General features: G+C 41.3%; 25 protein-coding genes and 2 other annotated features. All 25 genes read right to left on the bottom strand.

What is annotated here, in order from left to right; all coding sequences use genetic code 11:
* Positions 1-13: 13 nt before the first annotated feature.
* The 25 genes from rplW to gltX all read right to left on the bottom strand — a co-directional run bounded on the left by rplW (position 14) and on the right by gltX (position 25,887).
* Entirely contained in the window at positions 14-304 is a 291-nt protein-coding gene (gene rplW, locus MUG87_RS13235; protein WP_124565502.1) for a 50S ribosomal protein L23, read from the bottom strand.
* Positions 304-927, bottom strand: coding sequence for a 50S ribosomal protein L4 (gene rplD, locus MUG87_RS13230; RefSeq protein ID WP_247082775.1), 624 nt, complete (start codon positions 925-927; stop codon positions 304-306). Before rplD ends, rplW begins: the two co-directional genes overlap by 1 nt.
* 23 nt (positions 928-950) lie before the next feature.
* Entirely contained in the window at positions 951-1,583 is a 633-nt protein-coding gene (gene rplC, locus MUG87_RS13225) for a 50S ribosomal protein L3 (protein WP_247082774.1), read from the bottom strand.
* Positions 1,584-1,616: 33 nt separating this feature from the next.
* Positions 1,617-1,925 (bottom strand): 30S ribosomal protein S10, encoded by a 309-nt coding sequence (rpsJ, locus tag MUG87_RS13220; RefSeq protein WP_028397310.1) that lies wholly within the window; start codon positions 1,923-1,925, stop codon positions 1,617-1,619.
* 408 nt (positions 1,926-2,333) lie between these two features.
* Positions 2,334-3,521 carry an elongation factor Tu gene (tuf, locus tag MUG87_RS13215; protein ID WP_247082773.1) on the bottom strand — a complete coding sequence of 396 codons (1,188 nt, stop codon included), beginning with the start codon at positions 3,519-3,521 and terminating at the stop codon, positions 2,334-2,336.
* Between the two features lie 120 nt (positions 3,522-3,641).
* Complete coding sequence (gene fusA, locus MUG87_RS13210; protein WP_247082771.1) at positions 3,642-5,720, bottom strand: elongation factor G; 2,079 nt, start codon at positions 5,718-5,720, stop codon at positions 3,642-3,644.
* A 197-nt stretch (positions 5,721-5,917) separates the two neighbouring features.
* Complete coding sequence (rpsG, locus tag MUG87_RS13205) at positions 5,918-6,388, bottom strand: 30S ribosomal protein S7 (protein WP_247082769.1); 471 nt, start codon at positions 6,386-6,388, stop codon at positions 5,918-5,920.
* Between the two features lie 32 nt (positions 6,389-6,420).
* The gene (gene rpsL, locus MUG87_RS13200) at positions 6,421-6,840 is read right to left on the bottom strand and encodes a 30S ribosomal protein S12 (RefSeq protein WP_124565496.1); all 420 of its coding nucleotides are present in this window, start codon (positions 6,838-6,840) and stop codon (positions 6,421-6,423) included.
* Between the two features lie 280 nt (positions 6,841-7,120).
* Positions 7,121-10,732: a DNA-directed RNA polymerase subunit beta' gene (gene rpoC / locus MUG87_RS13195; RefSeq protein WP_247082767.1), complete on the bottom strand. Its 3,612-nt coding sequence runs from the start codon at positions 10,730-10,732 to the stop codon at positions 7,121-7,123.
* Positions 10,733-10,770: 38 nt separating this feature from the next.
* Complete coding sequence (rpoB, locus tag MUG87_RS13190; RefSeq protein ID WP_247082765.1) at positions 10,771-14,304, bottom strand: DNA-directed RNA polymerase subunit beta; 3,534 nt, start codon at positions 14,302-14,304, stop codon at positions 10,771-10,773.
* Between the two features lie 281 nt (positions 14,305-14,585).
* Positions 14,586-15,182, bottom strand: coding sequence for a class I SAM-dependent methyltransferase (locus MUG87_RS13185; protein WP_247082764.1), 597 nt, complete (start codon positions 15,180-15,182; stop codon positions 14,586-14,588).
* A 164-nt stretch (positions 15,183-15,346) separates the two neighbouring features.
* The gene (rplL, locus tag MUG87_RS13180; RefSeq protein ID WP_247082763.1) at positions 15,347-15,709 is read right to left on the bottom strand and encodes a 50S ribosomal protein L7/L12; all 363 of its coding nucleotides are present in this window, start codon (positions 15,707-15,709) and stop codon (positions 15,347-15,349) included.
* 61 nt (positions 15,710-15,770) lie between these two features.
* Complete coding sequence (gene rplJ, locus MUG87_RS13175; RefSeq protein ID WP_124565491.1) at positions 15,771-16,271, bottom strand: 50S ribosomal protein L10; 501 nt, start codon at positions 16,269-16,271, stop codon at positions 15,771-15,773.
* A gap of 37 nt (positions 16,272-16,308) precedes the next feature.
* Positions 16,309-16,447: a sequence feature (ribosomal protein L10 leader region), on the bottom strand.
* Between the two features lie 50 nt (positions 16,448-16,497).
* Positions 16,498-17,190 (bottom strand): 50S ribosomal protein L1, encoded by a 693-nt coding sequence (gene rplA / locus MUG87_RS13170; RefSeq protein WP_247082762.1) that lies wholly within the window; start codon positions 17,188-17,190, stop codon positions 16,498-16,500.
* A 161-nt stretch (positions 17,191-17,351) separates the two neighbouring features.
* Entirely contained in the window at positions 17,352-17,777 is a 426-nt protein-coding gene (gene rplK, locus MUG87_RS13165; RefSeq protein WP_164464297.1) for a 50S ribosomal protein L11, read from the bottom strand.
* Between the two features lie 167 nt (positions 17,778-17,944).
* Positions 17,945-18,478, bottom strand: coding sequence for a transcription termination/antitermination protein NusG (gene nusG, locus MUG87_RS13160; protein ID WP_247082761.1), 534 nt, complete (start codon positions 18,476-18,478; stop codon positions 17,945-17,947).
* 121 nt (positions 18,479-18,599) lie between these two features.
* The gene (secE, locus tag MUG87_RS13155; protein ID WP_247082760.1) at positions 18,600-18,779 is read right to left on the bottom strand and encodes a preprotein translocase subunit SecE; all 180 of its coding nucleotides are present in this window, start codon (positions 18,777-18,779) and stop codon (positions 18,600-18,602) included.
* 30 nt (positions 18,780-18,809) lie between these two features.
* Positions 18,810-18,956 (bottom strand): 50S ribosomal protein L33, encoded by a 147-nt coding sequence (gene rpmG / locus MUG87_RS13150; RefSeq protein WP_124565486.1) that lies wholly within the window; start codon positions 18,954-18,956, stop codon positions 18,810-18,812.
* Between the two features lie 287 nt (positions 18,957-19,243).
* The gene (locus MUG87_RS13145) at positions 19,244-19,900 is read right to left on the bottom strand and encodes an RNA polymerase factor sigma-70 (RefSeq protein WP_247082759.1); all 657 of its coding nucleotides are present in this window, start codon (positions 19,898-19,900) and stop codon (positions 19,244-19,246) included.
* Positions 19,901-20,044: 144 nt separating this feature from the next.
* Positions 20,045-20,557: an NYN domain-containing protein gene (locus MUG87_RS13140; protein ID WP_247082758.1), complete on the bottom strand. Its 513-nt coding sequence runs from the start codon at positions 20,555-20,557 to the stop codon at positions 20,045-20,047.
* Between the two features lie 3 nt (positions 20,558-20,560).
* On the bottom strand, positions 20,561-21,304 hold the full coding sequence (gene rlmB, locus MUG87_RS13135; RefSeq protein WP_247082757.1) for a 23S rRNA (guanosine(2251)-2'-O)-methyltransferase RlmB: 744 nt from the start codon (positions 21,302-21,304) through the stop codon (positions 20,561-20,563).
* The gene (locus MUG87_RS13130; RefSeq protein WP_247082755.1) at positions 21,301-21,705 is read right to left on the bottom strand and encodes a Mini-ribonuclease 3; all 405 of its coding nucleotides are present in this window, start codon (positions 21,703-21,705) and stop codon (positions 21,301-21,303) included. Before MUG87_RS13130 ends, rlmB begins: the two co-directional genes overlap by 4 nt.
* A 2-nt stretch (positions 21,706-21,707) precedes the next feature.
* Complete coding sequence (cysS, locus tag MUG87_RS13125; RefSeq protein WP_247082754.1) at positions 21,708-23,108, bottom strand: cysteine--tRNA ligase; 1,401 nt, start codon at positions 23,106-23,108, stop codon at positions 21,708-21,710.
* Positions 23,089-23,754, bottom strand: a complete 666-nt coding sequence (gene cysE / locus MUG87_RS13120; RefSeq protein ID WP_247082753.1) for a serine O-acetyltransferase — start codon at positions 23,752-23,754, stop codon at positions 23,089-23,091. The genes cysS and cysE overlap by 20 nt, the downstream gene beginning before the upstream one ends.
* A 357-nt stretch (positions 23,755-24,111) precedes the next feature.
* Positions 24,112-24,325, bottom strand: a binding site (T-box leader).
* 104 nt (positions 24,326-24,429) lie between these two features.
* A complete protein-coding gene (gene gltX / locus MUG87_RS13115) occupies positions 24,430-25,887 on the bottom strand; it encodes a glutamate--tRNA ligase (protein ID WP_247082752.1) in 1,458 nt (485 codons plus the stop codon).
* Between the last annotated feature and the right edge of the window lie 8 nt (positions 25,888-25,895).

The raw sequence follows: 25,895 nt of genomic DNA, 5'->3' as shown, positions 1-25,895 counted from the left end.
TTCTCTATAAGAATTAAACGCCTTCGAAGATTTCGATTTCTTTGCTGTCGGCTGTTAATTTAACGATAGCTTTTCTACGACGGTTAGTTAGACCAGAGTAGCGACCTACACGACGGAACTTCGGCTTGTAGTTCATGATGTTTACTTTTTCAACTTTTACGCCAAAGATTGCTTCGATAGCATCTTTAACTTCAGTTTTGTTAGCTTTTACATCAACGTCGAACGTGTATTTCTTTTCAGCCATCATTTCCATAGAACGTTCAGTGATAACCGGGCGCTTAATGATATCACGAGGATCTCTCATTATGCAAGCACCTCCTCTACTTTTTCCACTGCCGCTTGAGTCATGATCAACTTGTCATGATGAAGAACGTCTAATACGTTCACGCTGCTAGCAGTGATTACTGTTACACCAGGAATGTTACGAGCAGATAATGTAACTGCCTCGTTTAGATCAGCTGTTACGATAAGAGCTTTCTTCTCAACAGACAAACCTTTTAGTACAGCTACCATTTCTTTTGTCTTAGGAGCATTTAATGCTAAGTTATCAAGAACGATTACGTTGTTCTCTAGAACCTTAGTAGACAATGCAGATTTAATAGCTAAACGACGAACTTTTTTAGGTAGTTTGTAAGCGTAAGATCTTGGAGTAGGACCGAATACGATACCACCACCACGCCATTGTGGAGAACGGATAGAACCTTGACGAGCGCGTCCAGTTCCTTTTTGACGCCATGGCTTACGACCGCCACCACGTACTTCCGAACGACCTTTTACTTTATGGTTACCTTGACGCAAAGATGCACGTTGCATAATTACAGCATCAAAAAGTACAGCTTCATTTGGTTGGATACCGAAGATAGCTTCTGCTAATTCGATTTCACCAACTTGAGATCCAGTTTGGTTAAATAACGTTACTTTTGGCATTGGATGTCCTCCTTTCTATATGATTATTTTCCAGCCTTAACAGCACTGCGAACCACTACTAGTGATTTCTTAGCACCAGGAACGTTTCCTTTTACTAAAAGCAAGTTGCGCTCTGCATCAACCTTAACGATTTCAAGGTTTTGTACAGTAACTTGATCTCCACCCATACGTCCAGCAAGTTTTTTGCCTTTAAATACGCGGTTTGGAGCAACAGGTCCCATAGAACCTGGACGACGATGGTAACGAGAACCGTGGGACATAGGTCCACGAGATTGTCCGTGGCGTTTGATAACACCTTGGAAACCTTTACCTTTAGAAGTTCCTGTTACATCAACGATTTCGCCTTCAGCGAAAGTTTCTACTTTAATCTCTTGACCAACTTCGTACTCTTCTACGTTTGCATCGCGTAATTCGCGAATGAAGCGCTTAGGAGCAGTACTTGCTTTTGCAACATGACCTTGTTCTGGTTTGTTAGCAAGCTTTTCACGCTTATCTTCAAAACCTAACTGAACTGCGCTGTAGCCGTCAGTTTCAGCAGTTTTCTTTTGAAGAACTACGTTTGGAGTAGCTTCGATAACAGTTACCGGAATTAGTTCGCCGTTTTCAGCAAATACTTGAGTCATACCGATCTTTCTTCCTAAGATTCCTTTGGTCATGAGTCACACCTCCTGCATTGTTTAAATTTACATTTATAGTTTAATTTCGATATCTACACCAGATGGTAGATCCAAACGCATTAGTGAATCTACTGTTTGTGGTGTAGGATTCACGATGTCGATTAAACGTTTGTGCGTGCGCATTTCGAACTGCTCACGAGAATCTTTGTACTTATGAACCGCACGAAGAATCGTGTATACAGACTTTTCAGTTGGCAATGGGATTGGACCAGATACAGCTGCACCAGAACGCTTTGCTGTTTCTACAATCTTTTCTGCTGACTGATCAAGGATACGGTGATCATAAGCTTTCAAACGGATACGAATCTTTTCTTTTGCCATTATTTTCCCTCCTTCTTCGCCTATTTTTATAAATAGACATTCTCCATGGAAATTTTCCGCACACTCGCCATGGCAAAGCGGCCGTGTGTGTCGGTAACCTTCCACTTCATCGCAGTCAAAGACCAACATTATCTATTATATACTATCCGGTTATGATATGCAAGAATAATTTATTCCCGCTCACCAACCGCACTTTTCACATTATACATCTTGCTTAAAAGGATTTCAAGCGACGCGGTCATTGTCTGAAAAAGAAGATTTTGTCACAATATAAATTTGAATACAGAGTGGATCTAAAACAGTAAGTACGATTAAGAGCACACAATGAAAAGAAACGACTTTCTTCTATAATAAATAAGAAGAATAAAAAAAGAATCCGGAAGCTTCCGGATTCTTTTTTATCATCAATTACTCGATGATTGTAGCAACTACACCGTGACCTACTGTACGGCCACCTTCGCGGATAGAGAACTTAGTTCCCTCTTCAACAGCGATTGGAGCGATAAGCTCAACAGACATTTCGATGTTGTCGCCAGGCATTACCATTTCAGTACCTTCTGGTAACTGCATGATACCAGTTACGTCAGTTGTACGGAAGTAGAACTGTGGACGGTAGTTGTTGAAGAATGGAGTGTGACGTCCACCTTCTTCTTTAGATAGAACGTAGATTTCAGACTTGAATTTAGTGTGTTGTTTAACAGAACCTGGCTTAGCAAGTACTTGTCCACGTTGGATGTCATCACGAGCTACACCACGAAGAAGTGCACCAATGTTGTCACCAGCTTGTGCTTGGTCAAGAAGCTTACGGAACATTTCAACACCTGTTACAGTTGTGTTTTTAGTTTCTTCCATAAGACCTACGATTTCAACTACGTCACCAACTTTAACAATACCACGCTCAACGCGGCCAGTTGCTACTGTACCACGACCAGTGATTGAGAATACATCCTCAACTGGCATCAAGAAAGGCTTGTCAGTGTCGCGCTCTGGAGTTGGAACGTATGCATCAACTTCAGCCATAAGCTCGATGATTTTAGCTTCCCACTCAGGATCTCCTTCAAGACCTTTAAGAGCAGAACCTTTTACTACAGGAACCTCGTCGCCAGGGAAATCGTACTCAGACAATAGGTCACGTACTTCCATTTCAACTAGTTCAAGCAATTCTTCGTCATCAACCATGTCGCATTTGTTCAAGAATACAACGATGTAAGGAACACCTACTTGGCGAGAAAGAAGAATGTGCTCACGAGTTTGTGGCATTGGGCCATCAGCAGCAGATACTACTAGGATAGCGCCGTCCATTTGAGCAGCACCAGTGATCATGTTTTTAACATAGTCAGCGTGTCCTGGGCAGTCAACGTGTGCGTAGTGACGAGTTTCAGTTTCGTACTCAACGTGAGCTGTAGAGATTGTGATACCACGCTCTCTTTCTTCTGGAGCAGCATCGATTTGATCGTATGCACGTGCTTCAGCACCACCAGCTTTTGCAAGAACTGTAGTGATAGCAGCAGTTAGAGTTGTTTTACCATGGTCAACGTGGCCGATTGTACCGATGTTAACGTGTGGTTTAGAGCGTTCGAATTTAGCTTTAGCCATTAGAATAGCCTCCTTAATAATATAGATGATTAATTTATATAGGATAGAAAGCGGCGGCGCAAGCCTGTCCGCTTTCTAGGCTTACATAGTAGTTATACTTGAACAATCGATAAAAATCAATTATTGTCCTTTATTTTTCTTTACGATTTCTTCAGCAATGCTGCGTGGAACTTCTTCGTAGTGATCGAACACCATGGAGAATGTTCCGCGACCTTGCGTGTTAGAACGTAGAGATGTCGCATAACCGAACATTTCAGAAAGTGGAACCATTGCGCGTACAACTTGTGCGTTACCGCGTGCTTCCATACCTTCTACACGTCCGCGACGAGAAGTTACGTCACCCATGATGTCACCTAGGTACTCATCAGGGATTACAACTTCAACCTTCATCATTGGCTCAAGAATTGCTGGGTTACACTTAGAAGCAGCAGCTTTAAGTGCCATAGACGCAGCAATCTTAAACGCCATCTCAGAAGAGTCAACATCATGGTAAGATCCGTCAACCAATGCAGCTTTAACGTCTACTAGTGGATAACCAGCTACTACACCGTTTTGCATTGCGTCTTTTAGACCTGCTTCAACAGCTGGGATGTATTCACGAGGAACAACCCCACCCACGATTTTGTTTTCGAATACGAAACCTGCACCCTCTTCGTTAGGCTCGAACTCAATCCAAACGTGACCGAATTGACCGCGACCACCGGACTGACGTGCGAACTTACCTTCAACTCTAGCCGCAGCGCGGAAAGTTTCACGGTAAGCAACCTGAGGAGCACCAACGTTAGCTTCTACTTTGAACTCGCGACGCATACGGTCAACGATGATATCAAGGTGAAGCTCACCCATACCGGAGATGATTGTTTGACCAGTCTCTTGGTCAGTATGAGCACGGAATGTAGGATCTTCTTCAGAAAGTTTTACTAGAGCTGTACCCATTTTATCTTGGTCAGCTTTAGATTTAGGTTCGATAGCTACAGAGATAACTGGCTCTGGGAATGTCATGGACTCAAGGATTACTTGATTTTTCTCATCACATAGAGTGTCACCAGTTGTAGTATCTTTTAAACCTACAGCAGCAGCGATGTCACCAGAGTAACATACAGAAATCTCTTGACGAGAGTTTGCGTGCATTTGTAGGATACGTCCTAGACGCTCACGCTTACCTTTTGTGGAGTTAACAACGTAAGAACCAGCTTCTGCTTTACCAGAGTAAACGCGGAAGAATGTTAACTTACCAACATAAGGGTCAGTCATGATTTTAAATGCCAATGCAGAGAATGGACCTTCGTCATCAGCAGGACGTGTAACTTCCTCATCAGTATCAGGAACGATACCTTTGATTGCCTCAACGTCAACTGGAGATGGCAAGTAGTCAATTACTGCATCTAGCATAAGCTGAACACCTTTGTTTTTGAAGGCAGAACCAGCAACTACTGGGAAGAAGTTTACGCTTAGCGTAGCCTTACGAATCGCAGCTTTTAACTCTTCAACAGTAACTTCTTCACCTTCAAGATACTTCATCATCAACTCTTCATCGTGATCAGCAAGTGCCTCGATTAGAGATCCGCGAAGTTCTTCAGCTTTATCTTGATATTCAGCAGGGATTTCACCTACTTGAATGTCAGTACCTAAGTCATTCGTATAGAAATGAGCTTTCATTTCTACAAGGTCGATGATTGCTTTAAATTGATCTTCCGCACCAATTGGTAACTGGATTGGATGAGCATTTGCTTGCAAACGATCATGAAGTGTACCTACAGAGTATAGGAAATCAGCACCGATTTTGTCCATTTTGTTGATGAACACGATACGTGGTACTCCGTAAGTTGTAGCTTGGCGCCAAACAGTCTCTGTTTGAGGCTCTACACCGGATTGTGCATCAAGTACAGCAACTGCGCCATCAAGTACGCGTAGGGAACGTTCTACTTCAACTGTGAAGTCTACGTGTCCTGGAGTATCAATGATGTTTACGCGATGACCTTTCCATTGAGCAGTTGTCGCAGCGGACGTGATTGTAATACCACGCTCTTGCTCTTGCTCCATCCAGTCCATCGTTGCAGCACCTTCGTGCACTTCACCGATTTTGTGTACACGGCCTGTGTAAAACAAAATACGTTCAGTTGTAGTTGTTTTACCCGCATCGATGTGGGCCATGATACCAATGTTACGAGTGTTATTTAAGGAGAACTCTCTTGCCATATGGTATTCTTTCTCCTTCCTTTAATGGAATTAGATTTTTTATAGCAGCATAAAATTTCAGTTTGTCGTATGTAAGTATTCTCAATGACATCCAATTTATGTAAAGGGACGTTCATTGAAGAGAGAGGAATTTCTCCCTCTCTCTACTTTTCATGAACGACAAGCCTAGCTTAATGCATACAATTATTATTTTAATCTTACCAACGGTAATGAGCAAACGCTTTGTTTGCTTCTGCCATTTTGTGAGTGTCCTCACGCTTCTTAACAGATGCACCAGCGTTGTTCGCTGCATCAAGGATTTCGTTAGCTAGACGCTCTTCCATAGTTTTTTCACCACGAAGACGAGCGTAGTTAACTAACCAACGAAGACCTAGAGTAGTACGACGCTCCGGGCGAACTTCTACAGGAACTTGGTAGTTAGCACCGCCGACACGACGAGCACGAACTTCAAGAACTGGCATGATGTTCTTAAGAGCTTGTTCAAATACTTCCATTGGATCTTTACCCGAGCGATCGCGTACGATATCAAACGCGTTATAAAGAATAGCTTGGGATGTACCTTTTTTACCGTCAATCATCATTTTGTTGATTAAGCGAGTAACAAGTTTAGAGTTGTAAAGCGGATCTGGTAATACGTCTCTTTTTGCAACAGGTCCTTTACGAGGCATGTTGATTTCCTCCTTTCAAAGAAAAATGTCTATTATTTTTTAACTTTTGGTCTCTTAGTACCATATTTAGAACGGCCTTGTGCACGATTGTTAACACCAGCTGTGTCAAGCGCACCGCGAACGATGTGGTAACGTACCCCTGGTAAGTCTTTTACACGACCACCGCGAATTAGTACTACACTGTGTTCTTGTAGGTTATGTCCGATACCAGGAATGTAAGCAGTAACCTCAATACCATTTGTCAAACGCACACGAGCATATTTACGCAACGCGGAGTTTGGTTTCTTTGGAGTCATTGTACCAACACGAGTACATACGCCACGTTTTTGTGGTGCAGAGATATCAGTTGATTTTTTCTTCAAAGAGTTGAAACCTTTGTTCAACGCTGGTGATTTGGATTTCCATACTTTATCAGTACGACCTTTTCTGACTAATTGGTTAATAGTAGGCATGGTTTGTCCTCCCTTCACATCTTTGTATGACCACATATCCAGGTGGTTCATTATTAGTTGAAAACAAAGTTTTTGCAAGGGGGAACCATGCGCTCCCGCCTCACAAAAACAGTTTTAACTGATTATATTAAAGCTTTTGCTCATTTTCAGAAGAGATCGCAATGTGCTGTTCGCAATCATCCGAAGCCCCTCATGAGCAACCTTGCTTATATTAACATTTTGACGTACGCAATGTCAACTGCTGATGTGCACTTTTACATATTATTTATACTAGAAAATTTTAACTTTCTACATAAACCTCTGTGTTTTCAAGTGTTTCATCTTCAGCTGAAGTTTTTGTAAGTTCTACTTTACGGTAACGGCTCATACCCGTACCAGCAGGAACCAACTTACCGATGATAACATTTTCTTTCAGGCCAAGAAGCTCATCGCGCTTACCTTTAATTGCTGCATCTGTAAGAACGCGTGTTGTTTCTTGGAAGGAAGCTGCAGACAAGAAGGAATCCGTTTCAAGAGACGCTTTTGTAATACCAAGAAGGACAGGACGTGCCGTTGCCGGCTGCTTACCTTCGAGCAATACTTTCGCGTTCGCATCTGTAAATTGGTGAATATCCAGTAGTGTACCAGGCAGTACATCTGTGTCACCTGCATCCATAACGCGAACCTTACGAAGCATTTGACGTACCATTACTTCAACGTGCTTGTCGCCGATTTCTACCCCTTGCATACGATATACTTTTTGTACTTCGCGCAATAGGTACTCTTGTACTGCTGTAATATCTTTTACTTTTAGTAATTCCTTTGGATCAATAGAACCCTCTGTTAGTTCTTGACCGCGCATAATTTGCTGACCTTCAGCAACCTTCAAGCGCGCGCCATATGGAATTACATAAGGGCGTGACTCTACATCACCTTGGATAATTACTTCTTGACGATCTTTTACATCGTTGATTGCAGACACAACACCATCGATCTCAGAAATAACCGCTTGACCTTTTGGATTACGTGCTTCAAACAACTCTTGAATACGCGGTAGACCTTGTGTAATATCATCTCCCGCAACCCCACCTGTATGGAATGTACGCATCGTCAACTGTGTTCCAGGCTCACCGATAGACTGCGCTGCAATAATACCTACTGCTTCGCCGACTTCTACATCAGTACCTGTCGCAAGGTTGCGGCCGTAACATTTCTTACATACACCGTGACGCGTATTACATGTGAACGCAGAGCGGATGTGTACTTCTTCTACACCAGCTTCTACCACAACTGTAGCAAGATCTTCTGTAATTAATTCATTTTCAGCAACCAGCACTTCATGTGTACCTGGGTGCTTAATTGTTTTTCTTGCAAAGCGACCTACTAGACGATCATATAATGATTCGATGACTTCATTACCTTCTTTAATTGCACGTACAAGCAAGCCTCTATCAGTTCCGCAATCATCCTCACGAACAATCACGTCCTGTGCAACGTCAACAAGACGACGAGTCAGGTAACCGGAATCGGCAGTCTTAAGCGCTGTATCAGCAAGACCTTTACGCGCACCATGCGTGGAAATGAAGTACTCTAGTACAGTCAGACCCTCACGGAAACTTGATTTAATTGGAAGTTCGATAATACGTCCTGACGGGTTGGCCATCAATCCACGCATACCTGCAAGCTGCGTAAAGTTTGATGCGTTACCACGGGCACCAGAATCACTCATCATGAAGATCGGGTTGCGTTTATTCAAGGATTTCATCAACTTACCTTGAATAACATCCTTTGCATTACTCCAGATTGTGATAACACGGTCATAGCGCTCTTCCTCTGTAATCAAACCACGACGGAATTGCTTTGTAACTGTGTCTACCTTCGCCTGTGCTTCACGAAGAATTTCTTCCTTTTCACCCAATACTACGATATCTGCAACACCAACCGTAATACCAGCTTTTGTTGAGTATCTGAAACCTAGGTTTTTCATACGGTCAAGCATACGAGACGTTTCTGTAATTTTGAAACGCTTGAATACTTCCGCAATGATGTTACCCAGGATTTTCTTTTTAAACGGTGCTACTTCTTCGCGCTCAGCAATAATTGCTTTTATATCTGCGCCTTTTGGAACAAAGTACTTAGCAGGTGTTTCTCTCTCTAAGTTATCTTTTGTAGGCTCATTGATATAAGGGAAAGAAGTTGGTAGGATTTCGTTGAAAATCAACTTACCTACTGTTGTTAACAACAACATGCCTCTTTGCTCTTCTGTAAACGTTTCGTTATCTAATGAACCTGCTGCAACCGCAACGCGTGTATGCAAATGTACATACCCATTGTGATATGCAAGCAAAGCCTCGTTTGTATCTTTAAATACCATACCTTCACCGACTGCACCTTCGCGCTCCAGAGTCAGGTAATAGTTACCTAATACCATATCCTGAGATGGTGTAACAACAGGTTTTCCATCTTTCGGGTTTAGGATGTTTTGCGCAGCAAGCATTAATAGACGAGCTTCCGCTTGTGCTTCAGATGAAAGCGGTACGTGAACCGCCATTTGGTCTCCATCAAAGTCAGCGTTATATGCTGTACATACAAGTGGATGCAGACGGATTGCGCGACCTTCTACAAGAGTTGGTTCAAACGCTTGAATACCAAGACGGTGAAGCGTTGGGGCACGGTTTAGAAGTACAGGATGCTCTTTAATTACAGATTCCAATACGTCCCAAACTTCAGGCTGTACACGCTCAATCTTTCGTTTCGCACTCTTAATGTTATGTGCTAATCCTTTTTCTACAAGCTCTTTCATAACAAAAGGCTTGAACAGTTCAAGAGCCATCTCTTTTGGAAGACCACATTGGTACATTTTCAAGTTCGGTCCTACGACGATAACAGAACGACCAGAGTAGTCAACACGCTTACCAAGCAGGTTTTGACGGAAACGGCCTTGCTTACCTTTTAGCATGTGAGAAAGAGATTTTAATGGACGGTTACCAGGCCCTGTTACTGGACGACCACGACGACCGTTATCGATTAATGCATCTACCGCTTCTTGAAGCATACGCTTCTCGTTTTGTACGATGATGCTTGGTGCACCAAGGTCAAGAAGACGTTTTAAACGGTTGTTGCGGTTGATTACACGGCGATATAAGTCATTCAAGTCAGAAGTCGCAAAACGACCACCATCCAATTGAACCATCGGACGAAGCTCCGGTGGAATAACCGGAAGTACATCAAGTACCATCCAAGATGGTTCGTTACCAGAACCACGAAATGCCTCCAGCACTTCTAGACGCTTGATCGCACGTGTGCGGCGTTGTCCTTGTGCTGTTTTCAATTCTTCTTTTAAATAATCTACTTCTTTATCTAAGTCGATGTCTTGAAGTAGCTTTTTAATTGCTTCTGCACCCATAGATGCTTGGAATGTATTTCCGTATCTTTCACGGTATGCGCGGTACTCCTTTTCAGATAAAAGTTGCTTTTTATCAAGAGGTGTATCGCCACTTTCCGTTACAACATAAGAAGCAAAATAAATAATTTCTTCCAGTGCACGCGGAGACATATCAAGGACAAGACCCATACGGCTCGGAATACCCTTGAAGTACCAAATGTGAGAAACAGGAGCAGCTAGCTCAATGTGACCCATACGCTCGCGACGTACTTTTGCACGAGTAACTTCAACGCCACAGCGATCACATACAACACCTTTGTAGCGCACGCGTTTGTATTTTCCACAATGGCATTCCCAGTCCTTTGTAGGACCGAAAATGCGCTCGCAGAACAAACCGTCTTTTTCAGGCTTTAATGTACGGTAGTTAATCGTTTCAGGTTTCTTAACTTCACCATGTGACCAAGAACGGATCTTGTCAGGTGAAGCAAGTCCAATCTTCATATATTCAAAGTTGTTTACATCTATCAAGGGGCCTACCTCCCTTTTAATCTACAGGTTATACCCAATTATTCTTTCGTTGTCTCAACTTCGATGTTTAGTCTATCGGCAGATTGATGATCATCATCATCATCCATGTCACGCATCTCGATTTCTTCATCGTCGCTTGACATCATTTTTACGTCCATACCCAAGCTCTGAAGCTCTTTAATTAATACCTTAAAGGACTCTGGTACACCTGGCTCTGGAACATTTTCGCCTTTAACAATCGCTTCGTACGTTTTCACACGTCCTACAACGTCATCGGATTTTACTGTCAAGATTTCTTGCAATGTGTATGCTGCACCGTAAGCTTCCAGTGCCCATACTTCCATCTCACCGAAGCGCTGTCCGCCGAATTGCGCTTTACCACCAAGCGGCTGTTGCGTTACAAGTGAGTAAGGTCCTGTAGAACGAGCATGTAGCTTATCGTCAACCATGTGCGCAAGTTTAATCATATACATAACACCGACAGATACACGGTTATCAAAAGGCTCCCCTGTGCGTCCATCGTATAGAACTGTTTTTGCATCACGAGCCATACCCGCTTCTTCAATTGTTGCCCAAACATCTTCTTCACGTGCACCATCGAATACAGGCGTTGCTACATGAATACCTAAATGGCGTGCTGCCATACCAAGGTGAAGCTCTAACACCTGACCAATGTTCATACGAGAAGGTACCCCTAGCGGGTTCAACATGATGTCAATTGGCGTACCGTCTGGAAGGAAAGGCATATCTTCTTCCGGTAAAATACGGGAGATAACACCCTTATTACCGTGACGACCGGCCATTTTGTCACCCTCAGAAATTTTACGTTTTTGTACGATATACACACGTACCAGCTGGTTTACACCTGGAGGAAGCTCATCGCCATCTTCACGGTTGAACACTTTCACATCCAGAATAATACCGCCGCCGCCGTGAGGAACACGAAGAGATGTATCGCGTACTTCACGCGCTTTTTCACCGAAGATTGCATGCAATAGACGTTCTTCAGCAGTAAGCTCTGTTACACCTTTTGGCGTTACTTTACCTACAAGAAGGTCACCGTCTTTTACTTCCGCGCCAATACGAATGATGCCGCGCTCGTCTAGGTTACGAAGTGCATCTTCTCCAACATTCGGAATATCGCGCGTAATTTCTTCTGGTCCAAGCTTTGTATCACGAGCTTCTGACTCATACTCTTCGATGTGAACAGATGTATACACATCATCCTTTACAAGGCGTTCACTCATGATGATTGCATCCTCGTAGTTGTAGCCATCCCATGTCATAAAGCCAACAAGCACGTTGCGACCAAGCGCAAGCTCACCTTTTTCCATAGATGGTCCATCAGCAAGGATTTCCCCTCTTACTACTTCATCACCAACACTTACAATTGGACGCTGGTTGTAGCATGTTCCTTGGTTAGAGCGGATGAATTTCAACATTCTGTAGCGATCTAAATCGCCTTTTACTTTTTGTCCGTCTACATCAATATAACGACGTACCCAAACTTCTTTTGCTTCTACACGTTCTACAACGCCCGGATGTTTACAGATAACTGCCGCACCGGAGTCTTTGGCAGAAACGTATTCCATACCTGTTCCGACAATTGGCGCCTCAGGGTTTAACAAAGGAACCGCTTGTCGTTGCATGTTCGCTCCCATTAGCGCACGGTTGGAGTCATCGTTCTCTAAGAACGGGATACAAGCCGTCGCAGCAGAAACAACCTGCTTAGGTGATACGTCCATATAATCGACGCGATCGCGATTTACGACGATGTTCTCACCACGGAAACGAGCAATAATATCTTCATCAATAAAGTCTCCCTCATCAGATAAACGCATATTTGCTTGTGCTACCACATAGTTATCTTCTTCATCTGCAGTTAGATAATCTACACGGTTTGTAACACGACCTGTTTCAGGGTCAACACGACGATACGGTGTTTCAATGAAACCAAACTCATTCACCTTCGCAAAAGAAGACAAGGAGTTAATCAAACCAATGTTTGGTCCCTCTGGCGTTTCAATCGGACACATACGACCATAGTGAGAGTAGTGAACGTCACGCACTTCAAAACCTGCGCGCTCACGTGTTAAACCACCAGGTCCAAGTGCAGATAGACGACGTTTATGTGTTAACTCAGCCAATGGGTTTGTTTGATCCATGAACTGAGATAACTGAGAGCTACCGAAGAACTCTTTAATAGATGCAATAACTGGACGAATGTTAATTAACGCTTGTGGCGTGATCGCATTCGTATCTTGAATAGACATTCTCTCGCGAACAACACGTTCCATACGAGAAAGACCAATTCTGAATTGATTTTGTAACAATTCACCTACAGAACGTAAGCGGCGGTTGCCTAGATGATCAATATCATCTGTATCTCCTACTTTATAAAGAAGGTTAAAGAAGTAGCTGATAGAAGAAATAATATCAGCAGGTGTAATATGCTTTACACCTCGATCGATGTTGGCATTACCAATTACATTGATCACATGCTCACCATCTGATTCAGGTGCATAAATCTTAATAGACTGCATATTTACATCTTCATCAATTACACCACCCATAGGTTTTGCAACCTTGAAGCCAATGTTCTTCTCTAAATAAGGAAGAATACGGTCTAGCGTACGGCGATCAAGAATAGTACCTTCTGAAACAAGGATTTCTCCTGTTTCTGGATCTACCAATGTTTCTGCTACACGCTGATTAAACAATCTATTTTTAATATGAAGCTTTTTGTTCATTTTATAGCGTCCTACATTCGCTAAATCATAGCGCTTCGGATCAAAGAAACGGGAAACTAGCAAGCTTTTGGCATTTTCTACTGTAGGCGGCTCACCTGGGCGAAGACGCTCATAGATTTCAAGCAATGCTTTTTCAGTGCTATCTGTATTGTCTTTCTCAAGGGTGTTACGTAAGTACTCATTTTCCCCTAAAAGATCTACAATCTCTTGATCAGAGCCAAAACCTAATGCACGAAGCAACACTGTTACAGGAAGCTTACGTGTACGATCAATACGTACATACACAACATCTTTTGCATCTGTTTCATACTCTAACCAAGCACCACGGTTTGGAATCACAGTCGCTGTGAAACCACGCTTTCCGTTTTTATCAATTTTGCCACTATAATATACACTCGGCGAACGAACAAGCTGTGAAACGATAACACGTTCTGCTCCATTGATCATGAACGTACCAGTCTCCGTCATTAACGGGAAATCACCCATAAATACATCTTGCTCTTTCACTTCGCCTGTTTCTTTGTTGATAAGGCGTACCTTCACACGCAACGGCGCAGCGTATGTAACGTCGCGTTCCTTACATTCTTCTACAGAGTACTTAGGCTCACCTAAGCTGTAGTCAATGAATTCAAGCGATAGATTACCTGTGAAGTCCTCGATAGGAGAAATGTCTTGGAACATTTCGCGCAAACCTTCATCCAAGAACCACTGATAAGAAGAGGTTTGAATTTCAATAAGATTTGGTAACTCCAATACTTCACTAATACGGGCATAACTTCTTCGTTGGCGGTGGCGTCCGTATTGAACTAGTTGACCTGTCAACTGCTTCACCCCTCAAATCATGAGTATTATAAAAATGCACTTTTAAAAGTGCAAAACAACAAACAAAAGACGACTAACACTTCTAAAGCGTAGCCTTAATACAGTTTTCATTCTTAGCCTGCAAAAAAGAAAAATGGTTTCTCATCAGAAAACCATCATTCTATTTCACGTTTTTACCGATTTTACTATCATTTCCAAGTTTCCAAAAAATATACATACTAAAGAAACCCAGAAAATCACACATTGGCATTGTATAATGTTAACACAACCAAAAATAACCGTCAACGTTTTTTTGATTTTATGATATAATATCCTTTTTTCTTTTCTACAGTTTCTGCAGACCCAAACACTTCTTCCATCTTAGCTATAGCTGAAGGCGCTCCTTGCTTCTTTTGAATTACAATCCAAAGTTCCCCGCCCACCACTAAGTGGTTATAAGCTTTCTCTAAAATTTCATGAACAACCTGCTTCCCCGCTCTAATGGGAGGGTTAGATAAAATGGCAGCATAAGAACCTTGTACATTTTCATATACACTACTAGAAAATATACGAACATTCTTCACCCCGTTTAATTGTGCATTTTCAGCCGCTAATTCCATAGCACGTTCGTTTACATCAACCATATCAACATGACGATCAAATTCTTTCGCAAGCGATAAACCAATTGGACCATAACCGCAGCCTACATCAAGCAACGCACCTTCTACCGCAGGCAGCTCAAACATCTCAATTAATAAACGAGAACCAAAATCTACTTCACTCTTAGAAAAAACGCCGTGATCAGAATAAAACTGCATAGTGCGTCCACGCAACGGGAATTGCCATTTTCTTTTATCACTCTTACTAGTCGGGCTATTTGAAAAATAATGCTCTGTCACTATTCTCACCTCTTATATCGTACAGAAATTACAATATCCTTGTTATAGACATGATACTGCAGATCCTATACGCGGCACACAATATAAACTTCAAAACCTCATAATATATAAGGATAAAAAAAAGCTCGCATAAGAGCGAGCTTTTTTATGCAGCATCAGTGAAATTACTTAACTTCAACAACTGCTCCAACTTCTTCAAGTTTAGCTTTGATTTCTTCAGCTTCTTCTTTAGAAGCGCCTTCTTTAACAGCTTTAGGCGTGTTGTCAACTAGTTCTTTAGCTTCTTTCAAGCCAAGACCTGTAAGTTCACGAACAACTTTGATAACTTTGATTTTTTGAGCGCCTGCGTTAGCAAGTACTACATCGAACTCAGTTTTCTCAGCAGCAGCTTCAGCAGCGCCACCAGCCATAACAGCTACTGGAGCAGCAGCAGTTACGCCGAATTCTTCTTCGATAGCCTTAACTAGGTCGTTAAGTTCTAATACAGTCATATTTTTAACCGCTTCAATGATTTGTTCTTTAGTCATTTGAAGATCCTCCCTTATTTACACGTAGTTTAAGTTAATAAAAATTGGTTGTAGGCGAAAATTAAGCGCCTTGTTCTTCTTTTTGGTCCGCCACAGCTTTTGCAGCAAGTGCAAGGTTGCGGATTGGAGCTTGAAGAACGCTAAGCAACATAGAAAGTAAGCCTTCGCGAGATGGAAGTTCAGCGATTGCTTTAACTTCTTCTACGGATACTAATTTACCTTCGATGATACCAGCTTTGATTTCTAAAGCTTCATGCTTCTTAGCGAAATCGTTCAATACTTTAGCAGGTGCTACTACATCTTCATTGCTGAATGCGATAGCGTTAGGACCTGTAAGGTATTCGTTCAGTTCAGCCATTTCAGCTTCTTCTGCCGCGCGACGAGTCAATGTGTTTTTGTAAACCTTGAACTCGATGCCAGCTTCACGTAATTGCTTACGAAGTTCAGTTGCTTCACCAACAGTCAGACCGCGATAGTCAACAACAATTGTTGATTTACTCTCTTTAAGTTTGCCTGCGATTTCAGCTACTACTACTTGTTTTGCTTCGATTGCTTTGCTCATCGTTACACCTCCTGTAAGACTGGATTGTACCGATACCGTGCGTCATAAAAAACCTCCACGCTAAGCAGACATGGAGGTTTTATAGTCACAGAAAAAGATCCGTTTCTATTCAAACACCTCGGTAGGAAATTAAGCCAATTGGCACCTACTGTCTACGGTACAGGTAATTAAATTAACAACGTTATTGATTATATACAAACTTCAATAAGAAGTCAACTTCCAATTATTATGCAAAAGTAGAAACGTCTACTTTTACGCCAGGTCCCATTGTAGAAGAAACTGTTACGTTCTTCATGTAAGTTCCTTTAGCAGCAGATGGCTTAGCTTTAAGCATAGCTTCATATACTGTTTGTAAGTTTTCAGCAATCTTATCGTTTTCGAAAGATACTTTACCTACTGGAACGTGGATGTTACCAGCTTTATCAACGCGGTATTCTACTTTACCAGCTTTGATTTCGTTAACTGCTTTTGTTACATCAAATGTAACTGTGCCAGTTTTAGGGTTTGGCATTAAACCTTTAGGTCCCAATACGCGACCAAGCTTACCAACTTCACCCATCATATCTGGAGTTGCAACTACCACATCAAAATCGAACCAACCTTGTTGGATTTTGTTGATGAAGTCAGAATCTCCTACGTAGTCAGCGCCAGCAGCTTCTGCTTCTTTCGCTTTTTCACCTTTAGCAAATACCAACACGCGTTGTACTTTACCAGTACCATTTGGAAGTACTACAGCACCACGAATTTGTTGGTCAGCTTTCTTAGGGTCTACACCTAAACGGAATGCAACTTCTACAGTCGCATCAAATTTAGCAGGGTTTGTTTTCTTAACAAGCTCAATTGCTTCTGTTACAGAGTAAGCAGTAGCACGATCTACAAGCTTTGCAGCTTCTAGGTACTTTTTACCTCTTTTCGCCATTTCAATTTCCTCCTTGAATGTGGTTTTAGCGGAATAACCTCCCACGTATATGCCTTTTTAGAGGATAAGGCACCATCCTTGTATATAAAACCTGACATATTTTACGATAATAAAGGTTGCAGTGTTACCCGCAACCTTCTTTTGCAACAAACAAATCGAAATTAGTCTTCGATAACAATGCCCATACTGCGAGCAGTACCTTCGACCATACGCATAGCAGCTTCTACGCTAGCAGCGTTTAGATCTGGCATTTTTTGTTCAGCGATTTCACGTACTTTATCACGCTTTACAGTTGCCACTTTATTACGGTTTGGTTCACCAGAACCAGACTGAATTCCAGCTACTACTTTCAATAGAACAGCAGCAGGCGGAGTTTTTGTAATGAAAGTGAAAGAACGGTCTTCGAATACCGTAATTTCAACAGGAATGATCAAACCAGCTTGGTCTGCTGTACGAGCGTTGAACTCTTTACAGAAGCCCATGATGTTAACACCCGCTTGTCCTAGTGCCGGACCAACCGGTGGAGCTGGATTAGCTTTACCTGCAGGAATTTGTAGTTTAACAACTTTAATTACCTTTTTAGCCACGAGACACACCTCCTTAAGTCCGTGATGTGGTAAATGGGCTTTTGCCCTCCCACTCTATTCTTTCATCTCTTTATGAGATAAAAGTATGCAAGTTACTGTCTTCTGTATGAAGACATACTGACTTTAAAGATATTATCACTTTTTGTTTTGGATTTCAAGTTTTATTCTTATAATTTTTCAACCTGATTAAAATCAAGTTCTACCGGCGTTTCGCGACCGAACATATCAACAAGCACAGTTACTTTTTGCTTTTCCATATCAATCTCTTCAATTATACCTGTATAGTTTGCGAAAGGACCTTCCTTGACGCGAATCGTTTCTTTCATTTCAAAGTCAAAGTCAACCTTTTCACTTTCTACACCCATACGTTTTAAGATAACTGCAACTTCTTCCTCCAACAAAGGTGTGGGTTTTGAACCAGATCCCGCAGAACCAACGAAACCTGTTACACCAGGTGTATTACGCACAACGTACCAGGAATCATCTGTCATGACAAGCTCTACTAAAACGTAGCCTGGAAACACCTTTCGCTTCATGAGCTTCTCTTTGCCATTTCTCATTTCTACTTCTGTTTCTTCCGGTACAACCACTCGGAAAATTTTATCTTGCATATTCATTGTTTCTACACGTTTTTCTAGGTTCGTTTTTACTTTATTTTCGTAACCAGAATACGTATGCACTACATACCAGCGTTTTTCCATTCCGTTAGGACAACCGTCCTTCCCTCCCCGACTCTATTATTTTTGCTCAAACGAAAAAACCCGTTCACCGGGTTTTCAACACAGTTCGTATAGATATTATTATACCATGTACACGCGCATCTTATTCAAGAATTAAACGGATTAGTGAAGAAATACCCATGTCTAATACCGCAAAAAAGATAGCGAAAAATACAACAGTAACAAGAACTGTAATGGTGGAACGAACAAGTTCTGCTCGTTTTGGCCAACTTACTTTTTTCATTTCACGACCTACATCGCCAAAAAAGGTAGTCAAACGCATTTACGGGACCTCCAATATGAATAGCAATTCTTATTTTGTTTCTCTATGAATCGTATGATCATTGCAAGATTTGCAGAATTTCTTCATTTCAAGCCGCTCCGCAGAGTCTGCCTTTTTCATTGTGGAGTAGTTTCTGCTGTTACAACTCGTGCATGAAAGTACAACTTTTTTACGCATCTTTACACCAGCCTTATGAAACTATGTCTTTAAAACTGTACCATATGTTAAAAAGGCATGTCAATTGCAGGTATAAGATATAATGAGAGAAATATGCATGTATACACAGAAAAATAACATTCTTTTTAACAGGATAGAGCAGATAATGTGTGACTACAGTCAGAGCCTACCTAGCGACACATTCTCGCACCTTTATTTTCTTATGGCTTATAAGTTGCATAAACTTATACAGTAATGATACATATAATCCCCTGCGACAGACAGACGCAAGGTGTTATATGTATCATCTAATTCATTGCCGCACTTTCTCTCATTTCTACGTAGCGCTCCATTTTGCGCTTCACACGCTGCAGCGCATTATCAATTGATTTGACGTGACGATTCAGTAATTCAGAAATCTCTTGATAAGAACGCCCGTCCAAGTATAAAGAAAGTACCTTCCTTTCTAAATCGCTTAATAATTCAGAAATTTTAAGTTCTATGTCAACATACTCTTCTTGACTAATAATCATTTCCTCAGGATCTGTCACCTTGGATTCAGAAATAACATCCAAGAGCGTACGATCCGATTCTTCATCGTAGATAGGCTTGTCCAATGAAACATATGAATTTAAAGGAATGTGCTTTTGCCTTGTAGCCGTTTTAATAGCTGTAATAATTTGGCGAGTGATGCAAAGCTCTGCAAATGCTTTAAATGATGAGAGCTTGTCTTCTTTGTAGTCTCGAATTGCTTTAAATAAGCCAATCATACCTTCTTGGATGATATCTTCTCGATCTGCACCTACTAAAAAGTACGATCTTGATTTGGCGCGTACAAAATTTTTGTACTTATGAATTAAGTACTCAAGTGCCAATACATCACCCTTCCTGACATACTCGACAATTTCTTCATCTTCTAAATCAACGAATTGCGCGTTGTGTTCACTTAAGAAGTTCAGTTCCAAATTGCACCCTCCCCCAACCGCTAATTAGACTACTTTTGAACCATTATATAAAGCACTGTTCATTTTCATATGTTTTTTACTAAAAAAAACACATTTTTACAGTTAGAAATATTATACAGTACGTCATGAAAGAGCGTCAATCACTCAACGCTCTCCGCGACGTAATTTTTCTAACTTTTCTGTAATTTCTTTGCTATATCTTGATTCAAACATACCTTTTTGTGATTTTTCCTTTGCAATTTCACGTCGAACCCGCTTTTCCATACTTTTCACTTCAATTTCAAGTTCGCGTGCAGATTTGCGAAGAGCACCTTGTGCAAAAATAACCCATTGCTCTGTATAATCAGAGGTAGCTACATGAATGCGAGTATCCAATTGCTTTAGCTCTCTTGCTAATTGTTCAATCTTTTCATCCGCAGTTTGGTTTTTTCTTGTAAAAATGACCTCTACTTTAGCTTGGTTTATCTTTTTCTCAATTCCTTGTACAAAGTGAGCATCAAATACAATAATTACTTTTGTCCCCATATAACCTTGGTAATCAGCCATCTTGTCTATTAACATATCTCGGGCGGCCTGCAGATCATCATCACGGAGCTTGCGCAAATCTTCCCAAGCTCCAATGATGTTGTAACCATCCACTATCAATATCTCTTTCATTTCCTATTCACCGAGCGGCATTCTTTTACGAAACACCTCATACATTAACAATCCTGCGGCAACCGATGCATTCAATGATGTAACCTTTCCCTTCATCGGCAATCTAATTAAGAAATCACATTTGTCCCTTACCAGGCGACTTACACCTTTGCCTTCACTTCCAATTACAAGTCCAAGGGGCAATGTACCATCTAGGTTTCGATAGTCATCGCTACCTTTTGCATCTGTTCCTGCAATCCAAACACCGCGTTCCTTTAACTCGTCAATAGTTCTCGCTAGATTGGTGACACGCGCTACAGGTATATACTCGATTGCGCCGGTTGAAGACTTTGCTACCGCTGCCGTCAATCCAACTGCTCTACGCTTTGGAATAATAATTCCATGCGCTCCGACTGCGTCTGCTGTTCGCATAATAGAGCCTAAATTATGCGGATCTTCAATTTCATCAAGCAGTAAGAAAAAAGGAGCTTCTCCTCTCTCTTCTGCCAGCTTAAACAAATCATCCACATCTGCATACTCGTATGCAGCTACTTGTGCAATGACCCCCTGATGATTACCTTCTACCATTTGATCTAACTTTTTCTTAGGAGACTGCTGTACGATAACTCCATTTTCTTTAGCTAATTGAAGTACCGTTTGAATCTGCCCTTTATTTGCTCCTTCAGCAACCCAAATTTTATTGATATCTCTCCCTGACCTTAATGCTTCAATGACAGGGTTCCTTCCAATTACATAGTCCTGACTCATTGCTCTCTTCCTTCCTTGTTCTCGGAAAGCGAAATGGCTCTTTCAATAATTTCCGAAAGTCTATTATGGTTGTCCAATAAATAGTGATAGCCTACTAATGCTTCAAATGCTGTACTGTACCGGTATGTTTGTACATCTGTGTTTTTCGGAATTGTTCCTGACTTAGCATTTCTTCCTCTTTTCACAACAGCAATTTCTTCTTCGTTGACAAAGCCTTCTTCAAGCATTTGTAAAATCACTTTTGCCTGCGCTTTTGCTGAAACATATTGCGTACTAAGGCGATGAAGCTGATTAGGCCGAATATTTCCTTTTAAAAGGAGGTGATGCCGAACGTACTTCTCGTAAACGGCATCACCCATATATGCTAACGCCAAGCTGTTTAATTGCTTTACATCAATCATATTTATCCTCTTTTCCAACGCGTTCCTTGCGGTGTGTCTTCAAGAATAATATTACGCTCCTTCAGCTCATCGCGAATTTGGTCAGCTCGTGCAAAATCTCGATTTTTACGTGCATCAATTCGTTGTTGAATTAGATCTTCAACTTCTTCATCCAACAACTCAGCCTCTTGGATTAATTGTAAACCAAGGATAGAAAATAAATCTTCAAATTCCTTTATGAATGTCTCAATAACGACTTTTGATGTATGCTGTTCGAGCAAATATTGATTCGCTAGATTCGCTAGATTGTACAGCTCTGTTACTGCATTCGCCGTATTAAAATCATCATCCATAGCTGTTTCAAAAGCTGTTCGGAACGATGTTGCTTCTTTTACCCATTTTTCATCGCTATCCGTTAAATTTGTGCTGCTTTCCATACGATGCTTTAGATTTTCATAAGATGTACGAATCCGCTCTAAGCCTTTTTGCGTACTCTGCAATAATGATTCACTAAAGTTAATTGGATGGCGATAATGTACAGATAACATGAAGAAACGAATTAATTGTGGATCATACTGCTTAATGATGTCATGTACAAGGATAAAATTACCTAGCGATTTCGACATCTTTTCATTATCGATATTGATATAACCATTATGCATCCAATACTTTGCGAATGGCTTTCCTGTTAACGCTTCTGATTGCGCAATCTCATTTTCATGATGCGGGAATGCCAAATCCTGACCGCCCGCATGGATATCAATCGTATCTCCTAAGTACTTTCTAGCCATGGCAGAGCACTCAATATGCCAGCCCGGACGACCTTTCCCCCAAGGACTTTCCCAGTAAATTTCGCCTTCTTTTGCTGCTTTCCATAATACGAAATCAAGCGGATCTTGTTTCTTTTCGCCAACCTCAATACGAGCACCATGACGAAGATCAGCTATTGATTGATGAGAAAGTTTTCCGTACCCATCAAACTCTTTCGTTTTGTAATAGACATCACCTTGTGATTCATACGCATAACCTTTATTAATTAGTTCCTGTACAAATTCAATGATGATATCCATATTTTCTGTTACACGAGGATGTACATTTGCATGCTTGCAGCCTAGTGCCTGTGTATCATCAAAGTACGCTTGAATAAATCGCTCTGCAATTGTTGGTACATCTTCACCTAACTCATTAGCTGCCTTAATCAACTTGTCATCTACATCAGTGAAATTGGAAACATAGTTTACTTCAAAGCCTTTATATTCTAAGTAGCGGCGTACCGTATCAAATACAATAGCAGGTCTCGCATTCCCTATATGAATGTAGTTATACACTGTTGGGCCGCATACATACATTTTTACTTTCTTTTCTTCTAGCGGAATAAACGCTTCTTTCTTGCGTGTTAAAGTATTATACAGATGAATTGTCATAATCCTTCTTCCTTTCTTGTAACCCCTGCAGTTGTAACTTTAGCTGCTGCATCTCTGCCTCCATTGCTTTTAATTTATCAGCAATCGGATCGGGTAAATCTGTATGATTTAAATCATGTTTGACTTTGATACCATCCCGGATGACTACACGTCCCGGAATACCTACTACGGTTGAATTTGGAGGAACTTCCTTTAAAACTACTGAGCCAGCACCGATTTTAGAATTTTCACCTACTGTAATGGAACCAAGGACTTTTGCTCCCGTTGCAATAAGAACATTGTCCTTAATGGTAGGATGCCGCTTTCCTTTTTCCTTCCCTGTACCACCAAGTGTCACACCTTGAAAGACAATTACATTATCTCCAATCTCACAGGTCTCACCAATTACAACTCCCATACCATGATCAATAAAGAACCTTCTTCCTATTGTAGCGCCAGGGTGTATTTCAATACCGGTGAAAAAGCGGCTAATTTGCGAAATGACACGAGCGAGAAAGAAAAAACGCTTCTTATATAAAGCATGTGCTACTCTGTGTGACCAAATTGCGTGCAGTCCTGAATACGTTAAAATTACTTCCAGGTAGCTCCTGGCCGCCGGATCTTGTTCAAAGACGACTTCTATATCTTCGCGAAGTCTCTTCAACATAATTGGTTCCCCCTTTGTTTACAATCTTCCCCATTTAACATTATGAACAGATTAAAACTTACTCGTTCGTGATAGCTGTTTAGCTCAAGCCCCTTAGAATGTATAGCTTCTTTTCAAATCGTTCTGTGAAGAGTCTCTGTTACTTGCTGCTCTGCAGCGGTTTGTTTTTTATTGGCTCTGTTAAATTTCGTTGTTGATTTCCGTTATGGGGGTTCGCTTTCCGCGTGCGGACAGGGAGTCTCACCCCTTCATTCCAATGCACAAGTGCCAATTAGCAGCATTAGGCTTTAACACAGCCTTTTCATTAACACACATTACTTAACACCATTTTCTAAATAAAAAAGACGCCTCTGTAAAGACAGAGACGCCAAGGCGCGGTTCCACTCTGTTTAAGTCCCATAAGGACCTCAACTTATGTTTCGTAACGGCTCTTCACCGCTTCCGCCTACTGTATCATTCAGCGGAAGACTCCAAGGGGCACTTCAAAAGCTAACTCATAAATCGCTCACAGCCAAGGCGATTCTCTCTGTAAAGAGTATAACTTCCTACTTTTCCTTATCGTCGCTTTATCATATGAATTGTGCTTGTTTACATATTGTCATATCTCTGAGCTTACTGCAAGAATTCTGTATGAATCTAAAAGTATTCTTATTATATTGCAAAGTTCCAAAAAAGTTAACGAATTGCTTTGCTAATTCTTGATAAAACTTTTTGTTTTCCTAAAAGTGCGATTGCTTTCGGTAAATCAGGACCATGCGTTTGACCTGTAGTAGCTACGCGAATTGGCATAAATAATTTTTTACCTTTTTGTCCTGTTTTCTTTTGAACAGCTTTAATAGATGTCTGCACTGCTTGAGCCGTAAATTCTTCTAAGGATTCAAGCTCCGCAGCAAATGCCTCCAACACTTCTGGAACTTGCTCTTCCCCTATCACAGTAGCCGCTTCTTCATCATAACTGATTTCATCTTTAAATAGCACGTTAGACAGTTCGACAATTTCAGCACCATAACTAAGCTGCTCTTGATAAAGGGCAACAAGGTCTCGTACCCATTGTAGCTCTTGCTCAGTTGGATGTTCTCCAATGCGGCCTGCTTTCACAAGATGCGGCATACAAAGCTCCATCACACGCTCAACCGATTGCTTTTTGATATATTGATTGTTCATCCATGTTAGTTTTTGTGTATCAAACACAGCTGGCGATTTAGACAAACGTGCTGAGTCAAAGATATCAATGAATTGCTCTTTCGTAAAGATTTCCTCCTCACCGCCCGGAGACCATCCAAGCAAACCGATAAAGTTAAGGAGCGCTTCAGGAAGATAGCCAAGTTCTTCGTACTGCTGAATGAACTGAATGACAGATTCATCACGCTTACTTAATTTCTTACGATTTTCATTTACAATTAGTGTCATGTGACCAAAAATCGGTGTCTCCCAGCCAAAAGCCTCATAAATCATCATTTGCTTCGGTGTGTTGGAGATATGCTCTTCTCCGCGCAGTACGTGTGTAATTTTCATAAGATAATCATCTACCGCTACCGCAAAGTTATAAGTAGGAATGCCATCCTTTTTTACAATAACGAAGTCACCGAAATCTTCTGAACCGAATCGTACTTCTCCCTTAACCATGTCATTGAACACGTATTCCTTGTTTTCAGGAACGCGGAAACGGATGCTTGGGATACGTCCTTCTGCTTCAAAAGCTTGCATTTGCTCTGGTGTTAAATTTCGATGCGCACCAGAATACTTTGGATTTTCTCCAGCTGCCATTTGTGCCTCGCGCTCTGCTTCCAGCTCTTCTTCTGTTACGTAACACTTATAAGCTAAACCTTTTTCTAAAAGCTGCTCGTACAGTTCACGATAAATGTCAAGACGCTCTGTTTGGCGATACGGACCGTACGGGCCGCCTACATCTACACTTTCATCCCATTCGATACCTAACCATTTCAAATATTTTAACTGGCTTTTCTCACCATTTTCTACATTACGCTTTAAATCTGTATCTTCAATACGAATAATAAAATCTCCACCATGATGTTTGGCAAATAAATAGTTAAATAATGCTGTTCTTGTATTTCCAATATGCAAATGTCCTGTCGGACTAGGTGCATAACGTAACCTTACCTTTTTATCCATAACGTACA

Source organism: Ectobacillus sp. JY-23 (genome assembly GCF_023022965.1).
GTDB lineage: Bacteria > Bacillota > Bacilli > Bacillales > Bacillaceae_G > Ectobacillus.
This window is presented reverse-complemented; position numbering and strand designations above follow the sequence as displayed.

Bases quoted from the DNA above. Each gene is read 5' to 3' on its own strand.
- rplA (WP_247082762.1), bottom strand. From the start codon at position 17,190: ATGGCGAAAAGAGGTAAAAAGTACCTAGAAGCTGCAAAGCTTGTAGAT.
- rpsG (WP_247082769.1), bottom strand. From the start codon at position 6,388: ATGCCTCGTAAAGGACCTGTTGCAAAAAGAGACGTATTACCAGATCCG.
- rplL (WP_247082763.1), bottom strand. From the start codon at position 15,709: ATGACTAAAGAACAAATCATTGAAGCGGTTAAAAATATGACTGTATTA.
- fusA (WP_247082771.1), bottom strand. From the start codon at position 5,720: ATGGCAAGAGAGTTCTCCTTAAATAACACTCGTAACATTGGTATCATG.
- MUG87_RS13130 (WP_247082755.1), bottom strand. From the start codon at position 21,705: ATGATTGATGTAAAGCAATTAAACAGCTTGGCGTTAGCATATATGGGT.
- secE (WP_247082760.1), bottom strand. From the start codon at position 18,779: ATGCGTTTGACTACCTTTTTTGGCGATGTAGGTCGTGAAATGAAAAAA.
- rpsL (WP_124565496.1), bottom strand. From the start codon at position 6,840: ATGCCTACTATTAACCAATTAGTCAGAAAAGGTCGTACTGATAAAGTA.
- rplJ (WP_124565491.1), bottom strand. From the start codon at position 16,271: ATGAGCAAAGCAATCGAAGCAAAACAAGTAGTAGTAGCTGAAATCGCA.
- rplC (WP_247082774.1), bottom strand. From the start codon at position 1,583: ATGACCAAAGGAATCTTAGGAAGAAAGATCGGTATGACTCAAGTATTT.
- cysS (WP_247082754.1), bottom strand. From the start codon at position 23,108: ATGACAATTCATCTGTATAATACTTTAACACGCAAGAAAGAAGCGTTT.
- gltX (WP_247082752.1), bottom strand. From the start codon at position 25,887: ATGGATAAAAAGGTAAGGTTACGTTATGCACCTAGTCCGACAGGACAT.
- cysE (WP_247082753.1), bottom strand. From the start codon at position 23,754: ATGTTGAAGAGACTTCGCGAAGATATAGAAGTCGTCTTTGAACAAGAT.
- nusG (WP_247082761.1), bottom strand. From the start codon at position 18,478: ATGGAAAAACGCTGGTATGTAGTGCATACGTATTCTGGTTACGAAAAT.
- rplD (WP_247082775.1), bottom strand. From the start codon at position 927: ATGCCAAAAGTAACGTTATTTAACCAAACTGGATCTCAAGTTGGTGAA.
- rplW (WP_124565502.1), bottom strand. From the start codon at position 304: ATGAGAGATCCTCGTGATATCATTAAGCGCCCGGTTATCACTGAACGT.
- tuf (WP_247082773.1), bottom strand. From the start codon at position 3,521: ATGGCTAAAGCTAAATTCGAACGCTCTAAACCACACGTTAACATCGGT.
- rpmG (WP_124565486.1), bottom strand. From the start codon at position 18,956: ATGCGTAAAAAAGTTGTACTTTCATGCACGAGTTGTAACAGCAGAAAC.
- rlmB (WP_247082757.1), bottom strand. From the start codon at position 21,304: ATGAGTCAGGACTATGTAATTGGAAGGAACCCTGTCATTGAAGCATTA.
- rpsJ (WP_028397310.1), bottom strand. From the start codon at position 1,925: ATGGCAAAAGAAAAGATTCGTATCCGTTTGAAAGCTTATGATCACCGT.
- MUG87_RS13140 (WP_247082758.1), bottom strand. From the start codon at position 20,557: ATGAAAGAGATATTGATAGTGGATGGTTACAACATCATTGGAGCTTGG.